Source organism: Pseudodonghicola xiamenensis DSM 18339 (assembly GCF_000429365.1).
Taxonomy (GTDB): Bacteria; Pseudomonadota; Alphaproteobacteria; order Rhodobacterales; family Rhodobacteraceae; genus Pseudodonghicola; species Pseudodonghicola xiamenensis.
On sequence record NZ_AUBS01000025.1, the window covers coordinates 41,074 to 61,395 of the forward strand.

The 20,322-nt window shown below is 63.2% G+C and carries 15 protein-coding genes, 6 pseudogenes and 1 other annotated feature; of the genes and pseudogenes, 10 read left to right on the plus strand and 11 right to left on the minus strand.

From position 1 onward, the window contains the following. Positions 1–4 precede the first annotated feature (4 nt). Genes G455_RS0116220 through hutI form a run of 5 tightly spaced genes read right to left on the minus strand, consistent with a single transcriptional unit; the run spans position 5 to position 5,816 of the window. Positions 5–1,174: an acyl-CoA dehydrogenase family protein gene (locus G455_RS0116220; protein WP_028094658.1), complete on the minus strand. Its 1,170-nt coding sequence runs from the start codon at positions 1,172–1,174 to the stop codon at positions 5–7. Continuing rightward, positions 1,171–2,322 carry a CaiB/BaiF CoA transferase family protein gene (locus G455_RS0116225; RefSeq protein ID WP_028094659.1) on the minus strand — a complete coding sequence of 384 codons (1,152 nt, stop codon included), beginning with the start codon at positions 2,320–2,322 and terminating at the stop codon, positions 1,171–1,173. The genes G455_RS0116220 and G455_RS0116225 overlap by 4 nt, the downstream gene beginning before the upstream one ends. Next, complete coding sequence (gene hutG, locus G455_RS0116230) at positions 2,319–3,116, minus strand: N-formylglutamate deformylase (RefSeq protein ID WP_028094660.1); 798 nt, start codon at positions 3,114–3,116, stop codon at positions 2,319–2,321. The genes G455_RS0116225 and hutG overlap by 4 nt, the downstream gene beginning before the upstream one ends. Further along, positions 3,113–4,678: a histidine ammonia-lyase gene (hutH, locus tag G455_RS0116235; protein WP_189658406.1), complete on the minus strand. Its 1,566-nt coding sequence runs from the start codon at positions 4,676–4,678 to the stop codon at positions 3,113–3,115. The genes hutG and hutH overlap by 4 nt, the downstream gene beginning before the upstream one ends. After that, positions 4,647–5,816 carry an imidazolonepropionase gene (hutI, locus tag G455_RS0116240; protein ID WP_407636249.1) on the minus strand — a complete coding sequence of 390 codons (1,170 nt, stop codon included), beginning with the start codon at positions 5,814–5,816 and terminating at the stop codon, positions 4,647–4,649. The genes hutH and hutI overlap by 32 nt, the downstream gene beginning before the upstream one ends. A 155-nt stretch (positions 5,817–5,971) precedes the next feature. On the opposite strand from hutI, the gene G455_RS0116245 reads away from it, so the two are divergent. Together G455_RS0116245 and G455_RS0116250 are read left to right on the plus strand one after the other, a co-directional pair. Beyond that, positions 5,972–7,336: a formimidoylglutamate deiminase gene (locus tag G455_RS0116245; protein WP_028094663.1), complete on the plus strand. Its 1,365-nt coding sequence runs from the start codon at positions 5,972–5,974 to the stop codon at positions 7,334–7,336. Beyond that, positions 7,333–8,046 (plus strand): GntR family transcriptional regulator, encoded by a 714-nt coding sequence (locus tag G455_RS0116250; protein ID WP_028094664.1) that lies wholly within the window; start codon positions 7,333–7,335, stop codon positions 8,044–8,046. Before G455_RS0116245 ends, G455_RS0116250 begins: the two co-directional genes overlap by 4 nt. A gap of 123 nt (positions 8,047–8,169) precedes the next feature. Here the strand turns inward: G455_RS0116250 and G455_RS26090 are convergent. Continuing rightward, positions 8,170–9,247: pseudogene (locus tag G455_RS26090) on the minus strand (IS5 family transposase). 335 nt (positions 9,248–9,582) lie between these two features. Between G455_RS26090 and G455_RS0116270 the strand changes: the two are divergent. The 5 genes from G455_RS0116270 (at position 9,583) to G455_RS0116290 (ending at position 12,179) form a co-directional block, all read left to right on the plus strand. Then, a complete protein-coding gene (locus G455_RS0116270) occupies positions 9,583–10,110 on the plus strand; it encodes a hypothetical protein (protein ID WP_028094667.1) in 528 nt (175 codons plus the stop codon). A gap of 158 nt (positions 10,111–10,268) precedes the next feature. Next, a complete protein-coding gene (locus G455_RS0116275) occupies positions 10,269–10,493 on the plus strand; it encodes a ribbon-helix-helix domain-containing protein (protein WP_028094668.1) in 225 nt (74 codons plus the stop codon). A gap of 217 nt (positions 10,494–10,710) precedes the next feature. Continuing rightward, complete coding sequence (locus tag G455_RS0116280; RefSeq protein WP_028094669.1) at positions 10,711–10,899, plus strand: hypothetical protein; 189 nt, start codon at positions 10,711–10,713, stop codon at positions 10,897–10,899. A gap of 147 nt (positions 10,900–11,046) precedes the next feature. Further along, on the plus strand, positions 11,047–11,373 hold the full coding sequence (locus tag G455_RS0116285; protein WP_154664408.1) for a hypothetical protein: 327 nt from the start codon (positions 11,047–11,049) through the stop codon (positions 11,371–11,373). 218 nt (positions 11,374–11,591) lie between these two features. Next, on the plus strand, positions 11,592–12,179 hold the full coding sequence (locus tag G455_RS0116290; protein WP_028094671.1) for a hypothetical protein: 588 nt from the start codon (positions 11,592–11,594) through the stop codon (positions 12,177–12,179). A gap of 141 nt (positions 12,180–12,320) precedes the next feature. Here G455_RS0116290 and G455_RS0116295 read toward each other — a convergent pair whose 3' ends face one another. The 3 genes and pseudogenes from G455_RS0116295 to G455_RS24400 all read right to left on the minus strand — a co-directional run. Further along, positions 12,321–12,524, minus strand: a complete 204-nt coding sequence (locus G455_RS0116295) for a hypothetical protein (RefSeq protein WP_154664409.1) — start codon at positions 12,522–12,524, stop codon at positions 12,321–12,323. Positions 12,525–12,860: 336 nt separating this feature from the next. Further along, a pseudogene (locus tag G455_RS26970) lies at positions 12,861–14,153 on the minus strand (DUF927 domain-containing protein). 478 nt (positions 14,154–14,631) lie between these two features. Next, positions 14,632–14,910, minus strand: a pseudogene (locus G455_RS24400) (IS3 family transposase); the annotation flags it as partial. A 46-nt stretch (positions 14,911–14,956) separates the two neighbouring features. Between G455_RS24400 and G455_RS26095 the strand changes: the two are divergent. Then, positions 14,957–16,351 (plus strand): annotated as a pseudogene (locus tag G455_RS26095) (IS30 family transposase); the annotation flags it as partial. A gap of 16 nt (positions 16,352–16,367) precedes the next feature. Here G455_RS26095 and G455_RS24405 read toward each other — a convergent pair. Next, positions 16,368–17,299: pseudogene (locus G455_RS24405) on the minus strand (IS3 family transposase); the annotation flags it as partial. Beyond that, positions 16,902–17,018: a sequence feature (AL1L pseudoknot), on the minus strand. (Overlaps the previous pseudogene by 117 nt.) A 202-nt stretch (positions 17,300–17,501) precedes the next feature. Between G455_RS24405 and G455_RS0116330 the strand changes: the two are divergent. Further along, positions 17,502–18,440, plus strand: coding sequence for an IS110 family RNA-guided transposase (locus tag G455_RS0116330; protein WP_028094677.1), 939 nt, complete (start codon positions 17,502–17,504; stop codon positions 18,438–18,440). Positions 18,441–18,730: 290 nt separating this feature from the next. Here G455_RS0116330 and G455_RS24410 read toward each other — a convergent pair. After that, positions 18,731–19,281: pseudogene (locus G455_RS24410) on the minus strand (IS3 family transposase); the annotation flags it as partial. Positions 19,282–19,630: 349 nt separating this feature from the next. Here G455_RS24410 and G455_RS0116340 point away from each other — a divergent pair. Then, on the plus strand, positions 19,631–20,322 hold a 692-nt coding region (locus G455_RS0116340; RefSeq protein WP_028094678.1), incomplete at its 3' end, for a BapA/Bap/LapF family prefix-like domain-containing protein.

Here is a 20,322-nt window from a genome sequence, read left to right on the forward strand (position 1 = left end):
CTCTCTATGCACTGGCCAGCATCTGGCCGGAAATGATGATGCGTTGAACTTCGCTGGAGCCCTCGTAAATGCGCATGATGCGCAGATCGCGGGTGATCCGCTCGACCGGGAAATCGGCGGTATAGCCATAGCCGCCGTGCAGTTGCAGGGCGGTATCGGCGATCTTGCCGGCGGCTTCCGAGGCCGCCAGCTTGGCCGTCGCCGCCGCCAGCGAGAACCGCCCGCCGGTGGCATGGGCAATGTCGCGCTGGCGGGCGGCATCCAGCGACAGCAACAGTGCCGAACGCCATGCCACCCCCATATCGGCAATCATCCAGCGGATGCCCTGCCGTTCGGTCAGCGGCTCGCCCCCGATGACGCGGTCCTTGGCATAGGCAATCGCGGCCTTCATCGCCGCGTCGGCCAGCCCGAGACATTGCGCCGCGACTTCGATGCGGCCATTGTCGAGCACCTGCATCGCCGTTTTGAATCCGGCCCCCTCAGCGCCCAGAAGGGCATCTTCGGGCAGATCGACGTCGATGTTGAGGGTAAAGACATGGCCGCCGCGCAATCCCATCGTGCGCTCTGGCGGGCTGGCCTCGAACCCGGCGGTGCCTTTCGGCAGCAGGAACGCCGAGATGCCGCGATGCCCCTTGTCAGGATCGGTCACGGCATAAAGGACGACGAAATCGGCCACCCCGCCGTTCGAGATAAAGCATTTCGTACCCTTGATATGCCAGCCGGTGTCGGTGCGTCGGGCGCGGGTTTTCATATCGGCCGGGTCAGAGCCCGCGGTCGGTTCGGTCAGGGCAAAGGCACCAAGGGCGGCGCCGCTTGCGGCCTTGGGCAGCCACGCGCGTTTCTGCGCCTCGGTGCCGCCCAGCAGGATCGAGTCGGTGGCGAGATAATGCGCTGTCAACGCCGAGGCGGTCGAGCCGCAGGCCCCCGCCACGATCGACACCGCCCGCAACAACCCCGGCGCGGACACGGCGCTGCCCTCGTAGTCCTCGGGCAGGTTGGCCCCCATCATCCCCGCCTCGGCCAACGTGGCGAGCTGGTCGTGGGCAAATATCCCCTCGGCGTCGGTGCGTGCGGCCAGCGGTGCGATCTTGTCGGCGCACAGCCGTTCCAACACGTCGCAGAACAGCGATTCTTCTGTCGAAAGCATATGCCAGGGATTATCGAGCGCGCTCATTCTGTCTTCTCCAGTCCGAAGTCTTCGAGGATCGCCTCAAGATCGCCGCCCAGACGCGGGGCAGAACTCGCAGCGAGGGGTTTTTCACCATCAAAGCGCACCGGCTGGCCCACCACCGGCGCATGGCCCAGAACCGGATGCGGCAATTCGCTGACCAGACCGCGCGCAATGGCGTGTTCACTGGTTCGGGCCTGCGCAATGTCCCAGATCGGGGCGGTCGGCAGGTTCACCGAACTCAGCGCCGCGACCGCCTCTTCCGTACTCAACTGGCTCGACCAGCCCTCGACCAGCGCGCGCACGGTTGGTTCATGTTCGGTGCGGCTCTCGTCGCTGGCAAAGCGTGGGTCCTTGACCGCCTCGGGATGTCCGATCAGGTCGGTCAACCTGGCGAATTGCCTGTTGTTGAGCACCGCGATCACCACCTGCCCATCACGGGTCGCGAAACAACCGAACGGGGTCGACAGCGGATGCCGGTTGCCGACCCGTTCCGGCAGAACCCCGGCATAAAGATTCAGCGCGTGGCTGGTGGTCAACATCGAGAACAGCGCGTCATACATCGCCACATCCAGCGCCGCGCCCTTCCCGGTCCGGTCCCGCTGCACCAGCGCGGCCATGATCGACCAGCTTGCGAACAGCCCGGCGATCAGATCACCCAAGGCTTCCCCGGTCTGCAGCGGCGCGCCGCCCTCTTCCCCGGTGGCCGCCATCAACCCGGACATTGCCTGAACCACGACGTCATAGGCGGGCAGCTCGCGAAACGGACCCTCCTGACCAAAGCCCGAGATCGAGCAATAGATCAGCCGCGGATTTTTCGCACGCAGGGCCGCAGCCCCCAGTCCCAGCCGTTCCGCCACGCCGGGGCGGAAATTCTCCACCACAACATCGACCCGGCCCGCGATGGCCCGCGCCAACGCCAGATCGGCAGGTGCCTTGAGATCCAGCGTCATCGACCGTTTGCCACGGTTGTTCAGCGTGAACAGCGCACTCTCGCCCTGTTTGAACGGGCCGATATGGCGGTATTCGTCGCCAGCCGGGGATTCCAGCTTGATGACCTCGGCGCCCAGATCGGCCAGCAGGGCTGTACAATAGGGGCCGGAAAGTACCCGTGTCAGATCCAGTACCCGGATCCCGTCAAGCGGTTTGCTCATGCCTCTGCCCCCAATTCCGGCGCCAGATCGGCCAGCGCATGCAGGATCGCGCCAAGGGGGACGCCCAGCGCCTCGGCCTTGGCCGGGTCATAGGCAAAGGGCAGTGCCTCGGCCTTCAGATGGGTCGATTGCGCAAGCTCCATCTGGATCGCATGCACACCTTCGCCGGGCTGGCCATAGTGGCGCGTGGTCCAGCCGCCTTTGAACCGCCCATTCACCGCCATCGTCCGAGCGGTACCTGAGCAAACCTTTTGCGCGGCGGCCTCAAGACGCGGATCGCAGGTGACGCCCAAATTGGTGCCGATGTTGAAATCGGGCAGCGTTCCGTCAAACAGGAACGGAATATGGCTGCGGATCGAGTGGCAATCATACAGGATCGCAACCCCGTGGATCGCTTTTACCCGTGCGATCTCGGCGGCCAGCGCGGAGTGATAGGGCGTGTGCCAATCGGCCAGACGCTGCGCGATCTCGGCATCATCGGGGGCCGTGGTCCAAAGCGGTTCGCCATCGAAATCGGTCATCGGAACGAGCCCGGTGGTGTTCTGACCGGGGTACAGGCTTTCGTTCTCCGGCCCCCGGTTAGCGTCGATCACATAGCGATGAAACATCGCGCGCACCGTGGTCGCCCCCGGCAACAGCCCATCATACAGCCGATCCACATGCCAGTCGGTATCGGCAAGGGTCTGCCCGCGAGGGGTCAGCCGAGCAAAGATCTCGTCAGGAACAAAGGCGCCGGTATGCGGTAGGCCAAGGATGACAGGGCTGTCGCCTTGGTGAATCGTGACGGGAGTCATGGGCGCACCTCCTCGAGCAGCCGCTCAGGCAGCGTGTCAAGCAGCACGCCGGAGCGGACCAGCTCTGCCGCCTGCTCGAGATCGGGGGCAAGGAAACGATCCTGATCCAGCGGCGGCACCGATTGGCGCAACCGTTCGATCACCGCTGCCAGCGGGGCAGAGGTTTTCAGCGGCGCGCGAAATTCGATCCCGGCGCTGGCGCACAGCGCCTCGATCCCGAGGATATGGGTCAGGTTCGCATTCATCCGTTTGAGCCGCCGCGCCCCATGCGCCGCCATCGAGACGTGATCCTCCTGATTGGCCGAGGTCGGTGTGGAATCGGTGGAACAGGGGTTGGCGAGATGCTTGTTCTCGCTCATCAGTGCCGCCGAGGTGACCTCGGCAATCATCAACCCGCTGTTCAGTCCCGGCGCCGGCGTCAGGAAGGCCGGCAGATCATGGTTCATGGTGGGATCGACCATCAGCGCGATGCGCCGCTGCCCGATTGCGCCGATCTCGGCGATGGCCAAGGCGATCTGATCGGCGGCAAAGGCGACCGGTTCAGCATGGAAATTCCCACCCGAAACGATCCGGTCCTCGTCGATCAGCACCAGCGGGTTGTCGGTCGCGGCGTTGGCCTCGATCTCCAGCGTGCGCGCCGCCTGCGTCAACAGGTCGATACAGGCGCCGGTCACCTGTGGCTGGCACCGGATGCAATAGGGGTCCTGCACCCGTTGATCCCCCTCGCGGTGGCTTTCGCGGATCTCCGATCCGGCCATCAACCTGCGGATCGCGCGCGCCGCGACGATCTGGCCGCGATGGCCGCGCAACTGATGCACCTCGTCGAGGAAAGGCGCGGTCGAACCCATGATCGCGTCTGTGGCCAAAGCCGATGTCACCAGCGCGTTGCGCGCCAGACGGAAGGCCTCGAACAACCCTGTCAGCGCAAAGGCGGTGGAGACCTGGGTGCCGTTGATCAGCGCCAGACCCTCTTTCGCAGACAGGCTGATCGGCGCCAGCCCGGCAGCAGCCAGCGCGGCGGCTCCGGCCACCTCTTGGCCTTGAAACAGCGCCCGGCTTTCACCCAGCATCACGGCAGCCATATGGGCCAGCGGCGCAAGATCGCCCGAGGCCCCGACCGACCCCTGCGAGGGGATCACCGGCATCACGCCCTTGGTCAGCATCCCTTCGATCAGCGCGACGACCTCAGGGCGCACGCCCGACGCCCCGCGCCCCAGCGACAGAAGTTTCAGCACCATGATCAGGCGCACGGTCTCGGGCTCGATCGGCTCACCAACGCCGCAGCAATGCGACAGGATCAGGTTGCGTTGCAGCGTGGCAGTGTCCTCGGGGCGGATCTTGATCGAGGCCAGTTTGCCAAAGCCGGTATTGACGCCATAGACCGGCGCCTCCCCCTGGGCCGCGGCGGCAATGCGCGCGGCGGCCTTGATGATGGCAGGACGGGCGCTGTCGTCGAGGCGCACGGCAAGCCCCTCGCGCCAGATCTGTTCGAGATCGGCCAGGGTACACTGGCCGGGTGTCAGAACGCGTTCAGACAATTTCGCCTCCGTAAATTCGGGCATGAAGGGGGTTGAAGCCGATCCGATAGGACAGCTCGGCCGGGTGGGTGACATCCCAGATGGCCAGATCGGCGCGCAGGCCCGGCGCGATCACGCCGCGATCTGCCAGACCCAGCGCGCGGGCGGCGTTGCGGGTGATACCGCTCAGACAATCCGACGGCATCATCCGAAACAGGGTTGCGCCCATGTTCATCGTCAGCAGCAGCGAGGTCAGCGGCGAGGTTCCGGGATTGCAATCGGTTGCCAGCGCAATCGGCACCCCGGCCGCGCGCAGCGCCGCCACGGGGGGCGCTTGGGTTTCGCGCAGGGTATAAAAGGCCCCTGGCAACAGAACCGCCACCGTCCCCGAGGCCGCCATTGCCGCGATCCCGTCCGCGCCAAGATATTCCAGATGATCGACCGACAGCGCGTGGTGCTGCGCCGCCATCACCGCGCCGCCCAGATCGGAGAGCTGTTCGGCATGGAGCTTCACCGGCAAGCCAAGTGCGGCGGCGCGATCAAAGATCTGCGCCATCTCCTCCGGGCTGAAGGCGATGCCTTCACAGAACCCGTCGACTGCATCAATCAGCCCTTCGTCATGGGCGCGCTCCATCCCCGCGATCACCACATCACGCAGATAACCGGCGCGATCCTCGGCGTATTCCGGCGGCAGCGCATGGGCGGCAAGCCAGGTGGTCACGACACTCACCTTGCGCTCGCGCCCGATCCGGCGCGCCGCGCGCAGCATCCGCAGTTCGGTTTCCAGTTCCAGCCCATAGCCGGACTTGATTTCAAGCGTGGTGACCCCTTCGGCCAACAGCGCATCGACCCGAGGCAGCGCAGTCTCGTCCAGGTCATCCTCGCTTGCCGCCCGGGTGGCGCGCACGGTCGACAGGATGCCGCCCCCGGCGCGCGCAATTTCTTCGTAATCGGCCCCTTCGAGCCGCATCTCGAACTCGCGTGCCCGATCGCCACCAAAGACCACATGGGTATGGCAGTCGATCAACCCCGGCGTTACCAGCCGCCCGCCAAGGTCATGGCGCGGGGCCGCCGCGTAGGACACGGGCAGATCCGCTTCAGGCCCGACCCACGCGATTCGTCCCTTGTCGACGACCAGGCAGCCCGCTTCCACAAGCCCGTAACCCATGGATTTTTCGTCCATCTTTGCGATTCTGGAATTGCTGAAAATCTGCATGGCACGCCATCTCCCGATTGCATTTTTTGCGGATATGTCTAGTCTTATTTGAAAACAATGTCTAAATGTATTTTGGCCCTCGAAAGCTGAATCCGGGGCTGTGAACCGGGAGAACGTGAAAAATGACGGTGCTTTGGGCAGAACGGGCGTTGTTGTCCAACGGTTGGGCGGAAAATGTACGGATCGGGCTGGATGGCACCGGGCGGATCGCCGCGATCACCCCGGGCGCCGTGCCGGAAGGGCAGCGACTCGACCTGCTGTTGCCGGCGGTGGCGAACGTGCATTCGCATATCTTTCAACGCGCGATGGCCGGCCTGTCCGAGGCGCGTGGACCGCAGCCGCGCGATACCTTCTGGACGTGGCGGCAAATCATGTATCGGTTTCTTGACCACCTGACACCGGACGACGTGGAGGTGATCGCTGCGCTGGTGCAGATGGAGATGCTGGAGGCCGGCTATGCCACCAATGTCGAATTCCATTATTTGCACCATCAGCCGGGCGGGACGCCCTATACCAACCCCGCCGAGATGTCCGAGCGCATTGCGGCGGCCGCCGCGCGCAGCGGGATCGGCCTGACGCTGTTGCCGGTCCACTACCAGTTCGGCGGATGTGATCACCGTCCACTCGGGCCCGGCCAACAGAGGTTCGGCACCACCCCCGAGGCCTTCGTGCTGCTGCTCGACGGCGCAGAAGTCGCGTTGAAGGGGTTGCCGCCGGATGCCGGGATCGGCGTGGCACCGCATTCCCTGCGCGCCGTTTCGCCGGAGGCGCTGGAGCTTTGTACAAAACTGCGCCCGGATCGTCCGCTCCACCTTCATCTGGCCGAACAACTCCCCGAGGTCGAAGAGGTGCAGGCCGCCTATGGGCGCCGTCCGGTCGAATGGCTGCTGGAACACTTCACGCCGGATCAATGCTGGACGCTGATCCACCTGACCCACATGACCGAGGACGAGACCCGCGCCCTGGCCGCAACCGGGGCGCTGGCCGGGCTTTGCCCGATCACGGAATCAAGCCTGGGTGACGGCATCTTCCACGGTGTCACTTGGCAGCAGGCCGGCGGGCGGATCGGCTTTGGCTCGGACAGCAATATCCGCATCTCGCTGTTCGAAGAGCTGCGCACGCTGGAATACAGTCAGCGCCTGCGTGAGCACGCTCGCGCCATCTATGCCACGCCCGACCGCTCAACGGGGCGGGTGCTTTATGAGGCCGCGCTGACCGGCGGGGCAACCGCCGCCGGGCGCGACACCGGGGCCATCGCCGAAGGCATGTACGCCGATCTCTGCGCGATCTCCTGCCGCAACCCGGTGATGGTCGGGCGCGAGGGGGACGCCCTGCTCGACAGTTTGATTTTCGCGGGTGGTGACGGATTGGTCAGCGATGTATGGTCTGCTGGACGCCATGTCGTGCAGGGCGGGCGGCATATGGACCATGATCGTATTGTATCGGATTATCTGGCCTGTATCGGCAAGCTGCAGGAGAGACTGTGACAGAGCGCGACACCATTCCGGCCAGCGGCAAGGCCGCCTATATCACCGAAGAGGTGCGCCGCCGGATCATTGAGAAGGAATGGCGGCAAGGCGACCGCATTCCCGACGAGGCGGCGCTGGCAGCCGAATTCGGCGTTGCGCGGGCCACGGTGAACAAAGCGTTGCAACTCCTCGCTGACGAGGGCTTGCTTGACCGCCGTCGCCGCGCCGGCACCCGCGTGGCGGTCAACCCGGTGCGCAAGGCGACCTTCTCGATCCCCATCGTACGCGAACAGATCGAAGCGGCAGGCAAGAGTTACAGCCATCGGCTGATTTCGCAAAGCCGCAGCCCGCTGCCCGCACGGCGCGCCGAGCAGCTGGGCCTGTCGCCGGGCGAGGTGCTGATCCACCTGCGCGCGGTCCACTACGGAGACCGCCAGCCGTTTCAGCTGGAGGATCGCTGGATCAACCCCCGCGCCGTTCCAGGGATCGAAGAGGTGGATTTCCACCACCTCAATGCCAATGAATGGCTGGTTCGCAACGCCCCCTATCTTCGGGCCGAACTGACCTTTTCGGCCAGCAACGCCGGGGTGCGCGATGCCCGCCTTCTCGACACGGAACCGGAACAGGCGCTCTTGATCCTGAACCGCACCACATGGAACGATATCGGCCCGATCACCGCGGTGCGGCTGGCCTTCCATCCGGGCTATGCGATGTCGGCAACGACCTGAGCGCGGTCGGCAAATCGACGCTGCACCTGCGATCTCCGGGGGCGCCGCGTCGGCAGTTCCGGGGAACGCGACTCTGTTGCGCAAATCGGCTGTTCGGCGAGGTTCCCCTATCCCCGGACAGACTTATCCCACGACCTCAGTGACAGGTATGCCGAGCGCGGTGTAGCCATTCAGGACGGCTATGCGGATCTGGAGTTCAGCGACCTGACGGTCGAAGTCCCGCGCCATGAGGCGCTGCCCCAGCAGTTTCACACAGTGCATCCACTGACCGGCAGGGTATTTCCGAAGGAAGTGTCCCGAGAGGTTTCGTTTCGACGTGGCTTCGGCAGTGATAACCGCTCCAGTTTCGCCAGAGCGCCGACCGAGATACTTCGACGCCCGCAAGGCTTCGTTTCGTGCGACCGCTCCGAGGGTGTTCGGCTTCCATGGTTTTGCGTTCTTGCGGGGGTGAAGGGCGGCCTGGAATTGATCCGGTGGATCAATTCAGCTCTGAACGGGCGGAGCCCTGGGGGAATGACGGCGGCAGCGCCTCGATCCGCAATGGCATCATGGCACTTGCGCGTGTCGCAGGCGCCGTCTGCGGTGACGCTACCGATCTCCTGTCCGGGTGGGATCTGATCGAGCAATTCCGGCAGCATGGGGGCACCGCCGATGCCACTGCTGGTGAACTCGACAGCTCGGACCTCCAGCGTTTGCTCGTCGATCCCGAGGAGGATTTTGCGCCAAACCCGCGGTTTGGGACCGGGATGCTTGCGCGCATTCCACTCGCCTTCACCCTCGACCTTGATGCCAGTGCTGTCCACTGCGCGGCAGTGCATTGCGAAGCAATGTCACGAGAGGGGATCAGCAGATGCAAGGGCCCCTTGGAGCCGTGATAGGGGATGTTCACGGCTAGGGTCTTTTGGCGGCGGGACAGCGCGCTGAAGTCGGGCACCGCCCAGTTCAAGCCGATCAGCTTCAGCAGGCTCTCGACTAACCCGGTCGTCTGCCGAAGCGCCATGCCGAACAAGACCTTCATGGAAAGGCACGTCTGGATGGCGGCGTCGCTGTAGGTTTGCTGGCCGCCACGACGGCCTGTCGGCGCGGCATCCCAGGTCATCTCAGGGTCAAGCCAGATCGTCAGCGAGCCCCGGCGCTTGAGCGCTTCATTGTAGGCCGGCCAGTTCTTGGTCTTGTAGGTTGGGGGTGTGGAGCTGCTCATGACGCCCAGCTACCATACTGGATTCACGAGATGAATCCCTGCAGGGATTTGCGCAACAGAGCCTCCGGTGACCCAAAACGGGCAGGAAGCTGACGGGCAGCCAAGTGCCGGGTTGCAGTCGTCTGGAAAAATCCGGATTTTATGGCAATCCCCAGCGCGAGCACGTCCGGTTTCGCCGAAGCTACGCTTCCAGGTGGGGCCGATGGCCCGGCGATGTCGGAATAATGTGGATAACCCCGCCGCCCGATGCACCGGAGATCCGTGTTGGTATCGCCCTCATCCAGCGTCTCGGTCAGACTTGCTGTTACAGGCAATGATCATAGAAGGATGCTCCCATGCCCCAGTTCCAGGTCCGTGAGGCCGCCGACCGTTCCGTCGCGCTCCATGTGTGTTTCGAGGACAGCGAGAAGTCGATCTTCACCTCCGTGCAGTGGTGCCCGCGCGAGAAGGCATGGACGGCCCGCTGGCAGTCGCGCGAGACCATTGCTGGTTGGCTCAAGAGCCCTGGCCCGCAGGGAGAAGAGATCGACGACTGCGACATCGAGTGTCTCCGGCACAGCCTTGTCAGCCCGCATGTGCTGGCGGCAGAGGGGGAGGAGGTTCTGGAGGAGATCGAACGCATCACGGGCGTGCCATCTTATCAGTTGGAATGGCTAATGGATGACCTGTCCGGATGGACAGCTGCCATCGAAGAGGCACTGACCGAAACCGCGTTGGAGCGTCCGCGTGAAGAGGCGCAGCAGCTTCTGAACGCGCTGCTGAGAAACGCTCTGGAGCGCACCGTGGCGATGATCGACGGCGAGGTGGACCTGGAGTTTGAGGGGACGCCCGTCGCGCCCGTGACGCGGCTCGGCCTGAACTGATCTCCGTCTTCGGGCGCTTGTTCTGCCCTGCAGAAGAATGTTCCGCCTGGGCATCGTCCGCAATTCAATGCATGCATTGATGCGCCCTGCCGGGCTTTGCGATAGCTTGCCATGTGGCCCCTCTGCGAGGAGGGGCACATGGCAGAGGAAAGCACGCAATGACCGAGCAAGAGAGCCAAGCGGACCAGCCTCAACAGGGTCAGGACACTGGACCTCGTCGTCGCCCCGGCCGGCCGCGAAAGCCGCAGGCCGAGCGGCGGTCAGACCAGATGTCGATCCGCATGAAGCCGGCGACCCGTGAGCAGATAGAAAAACTGGCGGACGCCCTCGGTGTTCCGATCGCCGAAGTCGTTGAACAGGCGGGGCTGCAGTTCAAACCCTGAGCGGACGCAATGCGCTTGACGCTCTTCGTCCCGAGATGCCGCGGCACGTCATGGCACCCAGCGGGACCGGCCTGTTCTTGGCTTAGACCGCTCGCTGAACGGGTCGCCTGACATTGGAAACATGTGGAAAACCCCACCCTACTCCAGCATGGACGATATAATTAAAGCATGCATGTTTATATAATTGACCTGATCCCGGGCGATAGGCGTCCGGACCATGGACAAGGACAAGACCATGCGCCACACCAGCGCCTTCGTCTCGACGAAGGCTACGACGAAGATCTTCGCCGTTGAGCAGGCCCTAGCGGCCGATGACTTGAACCACCCCTTGGCCCTCAAATCTGCCAGCCCCGTTGCCCTCGCGATCGACGGGCCGGACGAGCAGGGCTACATGAACGGACAGTGATCCGCGCAGGTCATGGATGGGGAGGGCGGCACCTACCGGATCTATTGACGGAACGCTTGGACGGATCCGGCAGAAGTGGCTGTGCCAAGGTCAATCGACGCCAATGCCATCGAACTGCTGCACCAGAGGGCGGACCGTGACGCGCTCATGGCGACGATCGCCGAGGCGAGACGGTGGAAAATTCCGGAGGATTGCTTGACGGACGTCTCCGCGATGCGCCACCTCGATGAAGCGGGTGGTATCTCTTGGCGCGTCGAGTTCTGTGGCGGGTACACGGACCCCATGATCTCGCTCGATCGCGCATTGGATACCTTGCGCATGAGCAATGAGGACGTCGCGCGCTTTATCCTCTCGGCCTGGGACCCGCAAAACGATGATGATGCCTGCGCGGGGTTCGTGATTGAACTGGCGCCCGGGGCTGCGCGGACGGACCAGAGCGCTCTGGGCCGCTATTTCGAGAGCACGGACGACTGACGGGTCTTGAGGACCGCAAGAGATGCACCTCGCCGGAGACGGTCAGATACATGCATGCATTTATAATTTACCTTCATTCACGCCTCGGCGATGATGCCAGCATGATGATCAGGACGTTTGCCCCCACGACCACGATACGCTGATCGGCTCGACACGAGCCGTCGTCGTGAGTGTGGCATCCGTGCGAACGCCGAACCCCAGGCAGGCCCAGGCAGGTTGTGCGCCGCGCGCTGGGTCCGACCGGGACAGAGGAGAAGATCATCCAGGAGGCAGTCCGTCAGATCGAAAGTGGGCGGATGAACCTGCGTGGGCTCGGCCGTCTTGCTGCGGAGATCGCGGCCCTGCGCGCGCGCCGTGCTGCACTGAGGACGTCCGAGATGAACCGACTAGTGACCCTGACCCTTGCTCTGTGCCTCGCCCTGCTCGGCACTGCCGGCATGACAACCGTTGGCACGGCCGGCGCCCTGTTCGTGCTGCCCCGGCTGAACGGTAGAGAACCAAGCCTGATCTGGTCGATCGCCGGGATCCTCTTTGCGCTCCTGTGGTGTGGCCTGGTTCTGATGCTGGCGGAAAAACCGGGGCATCGGTCTGACCTCGCCCTGTTTGCCATGGCGATTTCGATGTGCCTGCAAATGGTCAACGTGCTGGTGTTGCCCGCCCTCCAGGGCGCGACACTTCTCCTGTCACTGCTCGTGGTCGGAACCGGGGGGGATGGGGCTGCAGGAGCTCTCTCTCCTGCTGATCAGCAACGTTATCCTGTTGATCGTGATCGCGCCGGGGCGGTCGCGATCATTCTGGCCCTATAGCGGCCCCGGAACGGCCCTTTCCGGGTTTATCAGGCTCGATAATATGGGATCAGCCAGTTTGATCCATATTATCGAGCCTTGCTGGAGGTCTGCGCAGGCTCGGATCGCAGTGGAATAAAACCGATCCTCCGCGGCCGCCGTTCAGGCGCTGAGGATCTCGGCACGGATCCGATAGACACGGATACGTTGCTTGCGCACGCCGGAGAGCGCGAACTGGCGGCTGTTTCGCTCTCCACCGGGCTCCAGGTAGCCGGCAGCTTCCAGCTTTTCCGCTGCGCGCGAGGCGTCTTGACCCCCGGTGAATTGTGTCGAATGTCGGCTTGAGCATGTAGAAGTAATCATCATCACGGTATCCTGCCGCTTCATGGCTCCGCGCCGCAGGGGCTTCGACGGGGTCATCTGCGGCCTGACGGAGCAGGCCGAAGCGGCTGTCTCCGTACTGCAGCAGATAGTCCCTCGTGCGCTCGACCGCTGAGCTCTGCTCTGTCGGCTTGTCTGCGCCGCTATGTTCGAACCATTTGACGGCCATGTACATGACCGCCTCAGCCGCCGTTCCTGCTGGCCAGCCCGTGATCTGACGCTGGCTGGCGAACTCACCCGCCACTGCAACGAGTGCGAACCGGTCCAACACGCGCAGGGTTTCGTTGCGGGCGGTCTGGGGGGCGAGACCAAGCTGCGCCATCAGCTCTTGGCCCCGGCATGACCGCAGTCCCTTGGCGCGATGCTTTCGATCTTGCGAGAGAAGTCCTTTGACGTTGCGTGCCCGTGGAGGTCGTTGAAGGCACCATGCGCCATGCCCATGACGGGGATGTCGATCATCCGGACGGCCTGGCCGCCTCGCAGGGGCAGACCCAGATCCTGCAGAACCTGGCGCACAGGGGCCTCATCGGTCGACAGGACCGATGCCCGCCATTGCTGGCGGACCTGCGACCGGCCTGTCACCGTGGCGCGGTTCTTGCCAGCCCCATTCGCAGCGGCATAGATGTCATCTCCGAAGCCGGGATGTGGCTCGCCGGGCAATTCATCTAGCCCCAGGAAAGTGTCGTTCGCCTGGGCCAGCTGCCCCTCCAGGCCCGCGCTCGTCGTGCGCCATGTCACCGCCGTTCCAGCAGAGGGTCAGACCGTATTGCCGGCCAGGAGCGCCTTCGTTTTGCCAACCGAGTTTTCGCCAAAAAAATGAAAAATCGCTCCGGTCCGATTGGTCAGGCCCAGGAAGGGGCCGCTGAGCGCGAGGCTGATGCCGAAGATCAGGTAGGGGTTGCCCAGGGCAAGTGCCGCCATGCCTGACTGCCAATCTTCGAAGCAACCGGTGGTGGTTCGGTCGGCTGTGCCTGTGTAGATAACCGTCTCGCCCCTCGGCACCGGCGCGATGACGCGCCCGTCGGCAAGTGCGAAGGCTGTCCTGTCCGGGGTCCACCCGACCTGCCGGAGGCGCAGGGCATAGCGCGTGGGCCGCCAGGACTTGAGAAACTGGAGGAACAGGTAGCGGTCGCCCTGAATCTGCAGCCCGCAATCCGCGAGCCGTGCGATCGCATCATTTGGTCTGGCTTCCACCTCCGTGTGGGGCACAACGCAGCCGATCACGCGCCGGTCAGGTGTCAACACCTGAACCAGGCGAGACCAGCCTTGACCGTTGTCATCGCGGACCAGCGCGCTCACTTGCAGGGCCGAGCAGACCGGCATGCCCGGTTTGCCGCTGCGGTCGCAGAGATGAATATCTCCATTTGCCAGCACATAGTTGCGCGGCATCTGCGTGCGCAGTTCGTGGAGGAAGCGGTCGGCGGGGGAGAGCTCTGCCTGCGACACGCGGGCGGCGGTCGATTGTAAGGAGAGGGTCTGGGTCATGGGGCATCTGATCATTCTCCTGACCTGAATGTCGGGCATGGGCCCCCAAGTCTCAACCGAAGGTTGTCGGTTGTCCACATATTCCGGCCCGGACGAACCATGTCCGGCAGGGCAGCGTTGGCTGCACATGGGGGTGAGCGCCGAAAAAGGAAGGAATATCAATGCTGTCCAACTGTCCAATGGACAGGAATGGTAGACTGGTTGGAAAACTCAGCCACCTCCATACATGATCGACATTACACCAGTTACGCTGTAACGAACTAAATATAATATATATAAATCAATACCTAAGGCGTTACGGGCCGCGTAACGACGCCCTCCTCTTCGTTACCTCCTCTTACTTAAATATACATTCTCTTCTTCAGGGAGAGCGGCAGCGCGGGACGGGCTGCTGCCATGGTGAGCCTCCGGCTCAGGGAGACGGCCCGTAGGGCCATGGTGGTCGCCGAGGCCTCCGTGGGTGAGGCCCGCAAGCCGGATCAAGTGGCCATCGGTCCTGCCGAGACCGCGGGTGCCAGTGCAGGTTGGCACCCTGTTCCTTGACCTTCCGGAGAGCCGGCTGCCACAACAAGCGTACTGGCCTGCTGCCGGTTTCGTGGACGGCAGTTTAAGCTTTCATAGCTCTCTCCTCGAACGTGATAGGGCTTAGATACCCGATGGTCGAGTGCCGACGCTTTGGATTGTAAAACCGTTCGATGTAATCGAAGACATCTGCGCGCGCCTGCATCCTGATGCGGTAGGTTTTCCGCCTAACCCGTTCGGTTTTTAGCGAAGAGAAGAAGCTCTCCATCGCAGCGTTGTCCCAGACATTTCCGGATCGGCTCATCGAACAGGTGATGCCGTGATCGGCCATCAGCCTCTGGAACGGTTCGCTGGTATATTGGGCGGATTCAACCGGTCGTCGCAACACCCCGCTATTGGAGGTGTTGTTGATGTCAGGAAGACGGAAGTCGGAGCGTTCGACGCGACGCAAATTATCCTCGCCAGGTCGGCCGCCAGTCTGGCAGCGTGAGCATCTGTGCCGGTTCTGGCGGGAGATTGCAGCGGGGCCGTCCAGCGAAGAAGCCGCTGTTGCAGCGGGAGTTTCCGCTCCGGTCGGAACTCGATGGTTTCGGAGTTCAGGCGGAATGCCTCCTACACATCTTGCGCCATCGGCTCCTGTGCCGAAGCACCGTAGCCTTTCGTTCGTGGAACGCGAGGAGATAGCCCTCGAATGCGCTCGGGGCACCGGCGTGCGGGCAATCGCGCGCAAGCTGGACCGATCACCCAGCACGATCTCACGTGAGATCAGGCGCAACTCGGCGACGCGCAGCGGAGAGTTCGACTATCGGGCCACTGCCGCGCAGTGGCATGCGGATCGTGCGGCCAAGCGTCCAAAGATCAGCAAGCTCGCAGTCAACCCGGTCCTACGCGACTACGTGCAGGATCGGCTCTCCGGCCTCATTGCCACACCGGACGGCATCGCCTTCGAAGGACCCGTCGTGGTATGGAAAGGACGGCGGGCCGTTCTCCGGCAAAGCCGACGCTGGTCATCTGCTTGGAGTCCGGAGCAGATCTCGCAGCGCCTGAAGGTGGACTTCCCCGGGGATCCGACCATGCGCATCAGCCATGAAGCCATCTATCAGGCGCTATACATTCAAGGACGTGGGGCACTGAGGCGAGAGCTCTCAGCCTGTCTCCGCTCTGGCCGCGCTCTCAGGTTGCCTCGCGAACGAGCCCGGAACCGTGGCAAGGCCTTCATTGCCGACGCGTTGATGATCAGCGACTGCCCGGCGGAGATCGGTGATAGGGCCGTTCCTGGTCATTGGGAAGGCGACCTCATTCTCGGTCTCGGCAGCTCGGCGATCGGCACGCTGGTCGAACGCACGACCCGCTTCACCATGCTCCTGCACTTGCCGCGCATGGAGGGGCACGGGACGACCAAGTCTGTCAAGAATGGGCCAGCCCTTGCCGGCCACGGCGCCGAGGCCGTCCGGGATGCCATCGCAGAGACGATCAGCAGCCTGCCTGCCCACCTACGCCGCTCGTTGACCTGGGACCAGGGGGCCGAGATGGCTCAACACGCGCAGCTGCGGATAGATACCGGTCTTGAGATCTACTTCTGCGACCCTCAGAGCCCTTGGCAACGCGGCAGCAATGAAAACACCAATGGTCTGCTCCGCCAATACTTCCCCAAGGGTACGGACCTAAGCCAACACGGCGCTGAAGAGTTGAGCGCCGTAGCCCATGCCCTGAACACGCGCCCCCGGAAAACGCTGGATTGGCAAACACCGGCTGAGGCTCTCGACCGGCTGCTCAAACAGGATATGATCGACGGTGTTGCGACGACCGGTTGTTTCCGCCTTGCGACCCGCGATCGCTGTGATGGACCAGCCCCATCGCTTTCGTCGGCCGTCGGTCATGGACCGCCTGCTCGAGGGCATCCAGGACGAAGCCGGTCTGTGCCGAGGTGCTGACCCGCCAGCCGACGATCTTGCGCGCATAGGCATCAATGACGAAGGCGACATAGACGAAGCCCGTCCAGGTGGCGACGTAGGTGAAATCGCTCACCCACAGCATGTTGGGCGCGGGAACCCGGAACTCACGGTTCACCTTGTCCAGGGGGCATGGTGCTTTCTTGTCGGGGATCGTCGTCCGGTGCGGCTTGCCGCGGATAATGCCCCGGATGTCCATGTCCCGCATGAGCCGTGCCACCGTGCAACGCGCGACAGAGAAACCTTCCCGGACAAGCTGGCGCCATACCTTGCGGACGCCGTAGACCTTGTAGTTCTCCTCCCAGACGCGTTCGATCTCGCGCCGCAGGGTGGCATCACGACGGGCACGATCCGACAGGCGGGCCGGATCGGCCCGCTTCGCCAGGTGATCGTAGTAGGTGGACGGGGCGATCGGCAGAACCCTGCAGATTGGCTCGACCCCGTGCTTCCCTCGCTGATCGTCGATGAACCCGACCATCACTTCGACCGGCGGTCGAGCTCCGCCAGCGCAAAATATGCGCTCGCCTTACGCAGGATCTCGTTGGCTTGGCGCAGCTCCCGGTTCTCCCGTTCGAGCGCCTTCATCTTCTCGGCCATATCGCTGGGAACTCCGGCCCGCTTGCCGCCATCGACCTCGGCCTTCTTGACCCAGTCGTTCAGCGTGTTCGCCGAACACCCGATCTTCGCTGCGATCAACGTGATCGCCTGCCAGCGAGAGCCCTGCTCGCCCTCGTTGCCGAGAACCATCCGCACCGCGCGCTCGCGGACTTCAGGGGAAAATTTGTTCGTGGTCTTGCTCATGGTGCTCCATCCTACTCAGGAGTTGGAGCCTCCTGTCTTTGCAGAATCCGCTCTCAAGGATGGTGCGGGCGGCATCCCGCGAGCCTCCGGGGTCATAGACAAAGCCCGTTTGCCGGCAAGGGAGCCGCCCGTTTCTTCGTATTCATCCTGAACAGTTGATTGGGGCTGTTGGCGCAGACCCCGCAGAACAGGAACAGGAGACATGATGGACCAGATCTATATCGGCGTCGATATCGCGAAGTCGTGGCTCGACATCTACCATCCAGCCCGGGGTGCCCGGCGGATAGAGAACACCCCTGGTGACGCCCGCAGCTTCGCCCGGGCCGCGGCGCGCGAGGGTGCCTGGGTGATCTTCGAGGCCAGTGGCGGCTATGACCGGGTGCTGCGCGATGGCCTTGAGGTTGCCCGGGCCAGCTTCAGCCGCGTCAATCCTCGTCAGGCACGCGATTTTGCGCGAGCCATGGGCGTTATCGGCAAGACCGACCGTGTCGACGCCCGGATGCTCGCGACCTTCGGTCAGAGGTTGCAACCACCGCAAACCCCTCCCGTTTCCCCGACGCGACAGGTGCTTCTCGCGCAGATTACCCGGCGCCGTCAGTTGGTTGAGATGCGAAAGCAGGAGATCACCAGACTTCAGCAGACGACAGACCGCGATTCCCGGTCCGACATCAAGAGCTTGTTCCTGCTCCTTGAGCGGCGGATCGAGAAGGTAGGGACAAGGATCGCGGAGATCATTCGCTCTTCGCCCGAACTGGCTGAAACCGATCGCCGGCTACAGTCGGTGCCTGGTGTGGGCACAATCGTCGCTGCCACGATCATGGCCGAGCTGCCGGAAATCGGCACAACCGATCGCCGGAAAATTGCGGCTCTCGCCGGCCTTGCGCCGATTGCCCGGGATAGCGGCCAGCGCAACGGAAGACGGGTCATCGGTGGCGGAAGGGCAACCGTCAGGACCGTCCTCTATCTCGCCGCTCTGCATGCCTCCCGTCACTCGACCATGTTCAGGGCGTTTCGGCAGAAGCTCCAAGCGGCAGGAAAACCGGTGAAAGCCGCCTTGACTGCGACGGCCAGAAAGCTGCTCTGCGTGCTCAACAGCATGGTTGCAGACGGTTCCTACTTCCGGGAGGTTCAGTCAACCTGAATACAGTTGCCGGCAAACCCGGAGCGGTTCAGTGAGCCCAGGCGGAAGGACCCTTGTCTGACAAGAGCCGTGGAGGCAGTTCGCTGACCTCGTAGATAATGTTCAGGTCTTCCGCTTGGGATTTTGGATCTCGTCTTAAGGACGGTGAGGGCCGCCGTAGCGCGTACCCTGTGTTTGCTATGGGAGATACCGCTTCTTGACGGCGGAGACCGCCTGGGCAATCATAGCAGGGTATCCCGGATGCCCTATGACCTGCTGACCTAAGTAGCCAAATCTTCCCGATATAGGACGTTGTCGCTGACAATGCAGCCGGGCTTGCCGTAGAGGCGAAGCAGGGCGCTGAGCTCCCGGGCGACCCGTGCGCCGGACAGGCTCGTGTCTGCCACAAGACACAAACACTCGCGCGTGCAGTCGTCGATCACCGCCAAGATCCGGAACTTTCGCGACGCGCCGAAGCTGTCGCTCACGAAGTCCAAAGACCAGCGCGCGTTGACGCGCGCGACCGATGGCATCGGGGCCCTTGTGCCACGCGCTCGCTTGCGACCGCGCCGCCTTTTCACGGACAGCCCTTCCTCGCGGTAGATCCGGTAGAGCTTCTTGTGGTTCATTCTCATGCCTTTGCGCTCCAACAGGACGCCGATCCGGCGATAGCCGAACCTGCGCCGCGTGCCGGCGATATCCTGCATCTCCTTGCGGATCTCGGCACAGTCCAGCGGGGGTTCTCGTCGGACTGTCTTTGGATCGACACCAACCAGCTTGCAGGCTCTGCGCTGCGAGATGTCATGATCCCGCATCACCAAGGACGCGCCGCATCTCGCCGCTTCGTCAATGTCGTCAGCTCCCCAGAACGACGGGTTTTGCCCGTCACTGCTGGCCGTTGTGTCGATGTCTGGGGCTGGGGAGCACAAGGGAGACCGGGTCCGGCGGCGGGGACGATCGGGGAGCCGATAGTGTTAATATTTTCTCTTTCTTTCCGGGGGTTTCCCCAGTCGAAGCGAGCTGTCCGTACGACGCTCATCCACCAGATTGCAACTGGTAGTTCTACCAGTTGAGGGGGTGTGGACGCCCATGATGAATGAAAGATCAGTGCGCAAAAGACAGTGAACCGTGCGCAATCGTTATGTTGGGGTCAGAGGCGAGACTTTGACCCTTGAGCGCAAAAGACCAGGTTACAGAATTGGGTGTCAGATATGAAAGCAACGGTATTTCTGAAGGCTGAAAACGGGGCTTCTCAGGTCTTTGAAAGCGACCGAATTGCGCTGGATGCGCCGAGTGTCGTTCGTCTGGAAATTGGACCGGAGCAGGTTGCCCGTTTCGATCGCGACGGAAACAACCTGGTTTTGGTATTGGATGACGGCACGGTTCTGATCATCGAGAATTTCTTCGTGACGATGCCGGAAGGCCGTAACGATCTGGTATTCGAAGATGCCAATGACGTTACCTGGTGGGCGCAATATGGCGAGGAATGGACTGGTTTCGATATTGCCGAAATCAATGAAGGCTTGGTTCTCGCCCCTCTTCCCCTTGCGCTTCTGGCGGGCCTGGGAGCTGTGGCTGTTGGCGTCGGTGGCGGTGGCAGTGACAGCACAGGCGATGACGAAGGCGGTCCGGTGAACGGCGCGCCGGTGGCGGAACCGGACAGCCGCATCACGCCGGAGGACACGCCGGTGGCGGGCCAGGTCGATGCCTCGGATGTCGATGGCGATGATCTGGCCTATGCGGTCAGCAGCGATCCGAGCCATGGCACGGTGGTGCTGGAACCGGAGACCGGCGCCTACACCTATACGCCGGATGCCGATTACAACGGGCCCGACAGCTTCGAGGTGACCGTCGATGACGGCAATGGCGGCACCGATACGGTGACGGTCGACATCACCGTGAC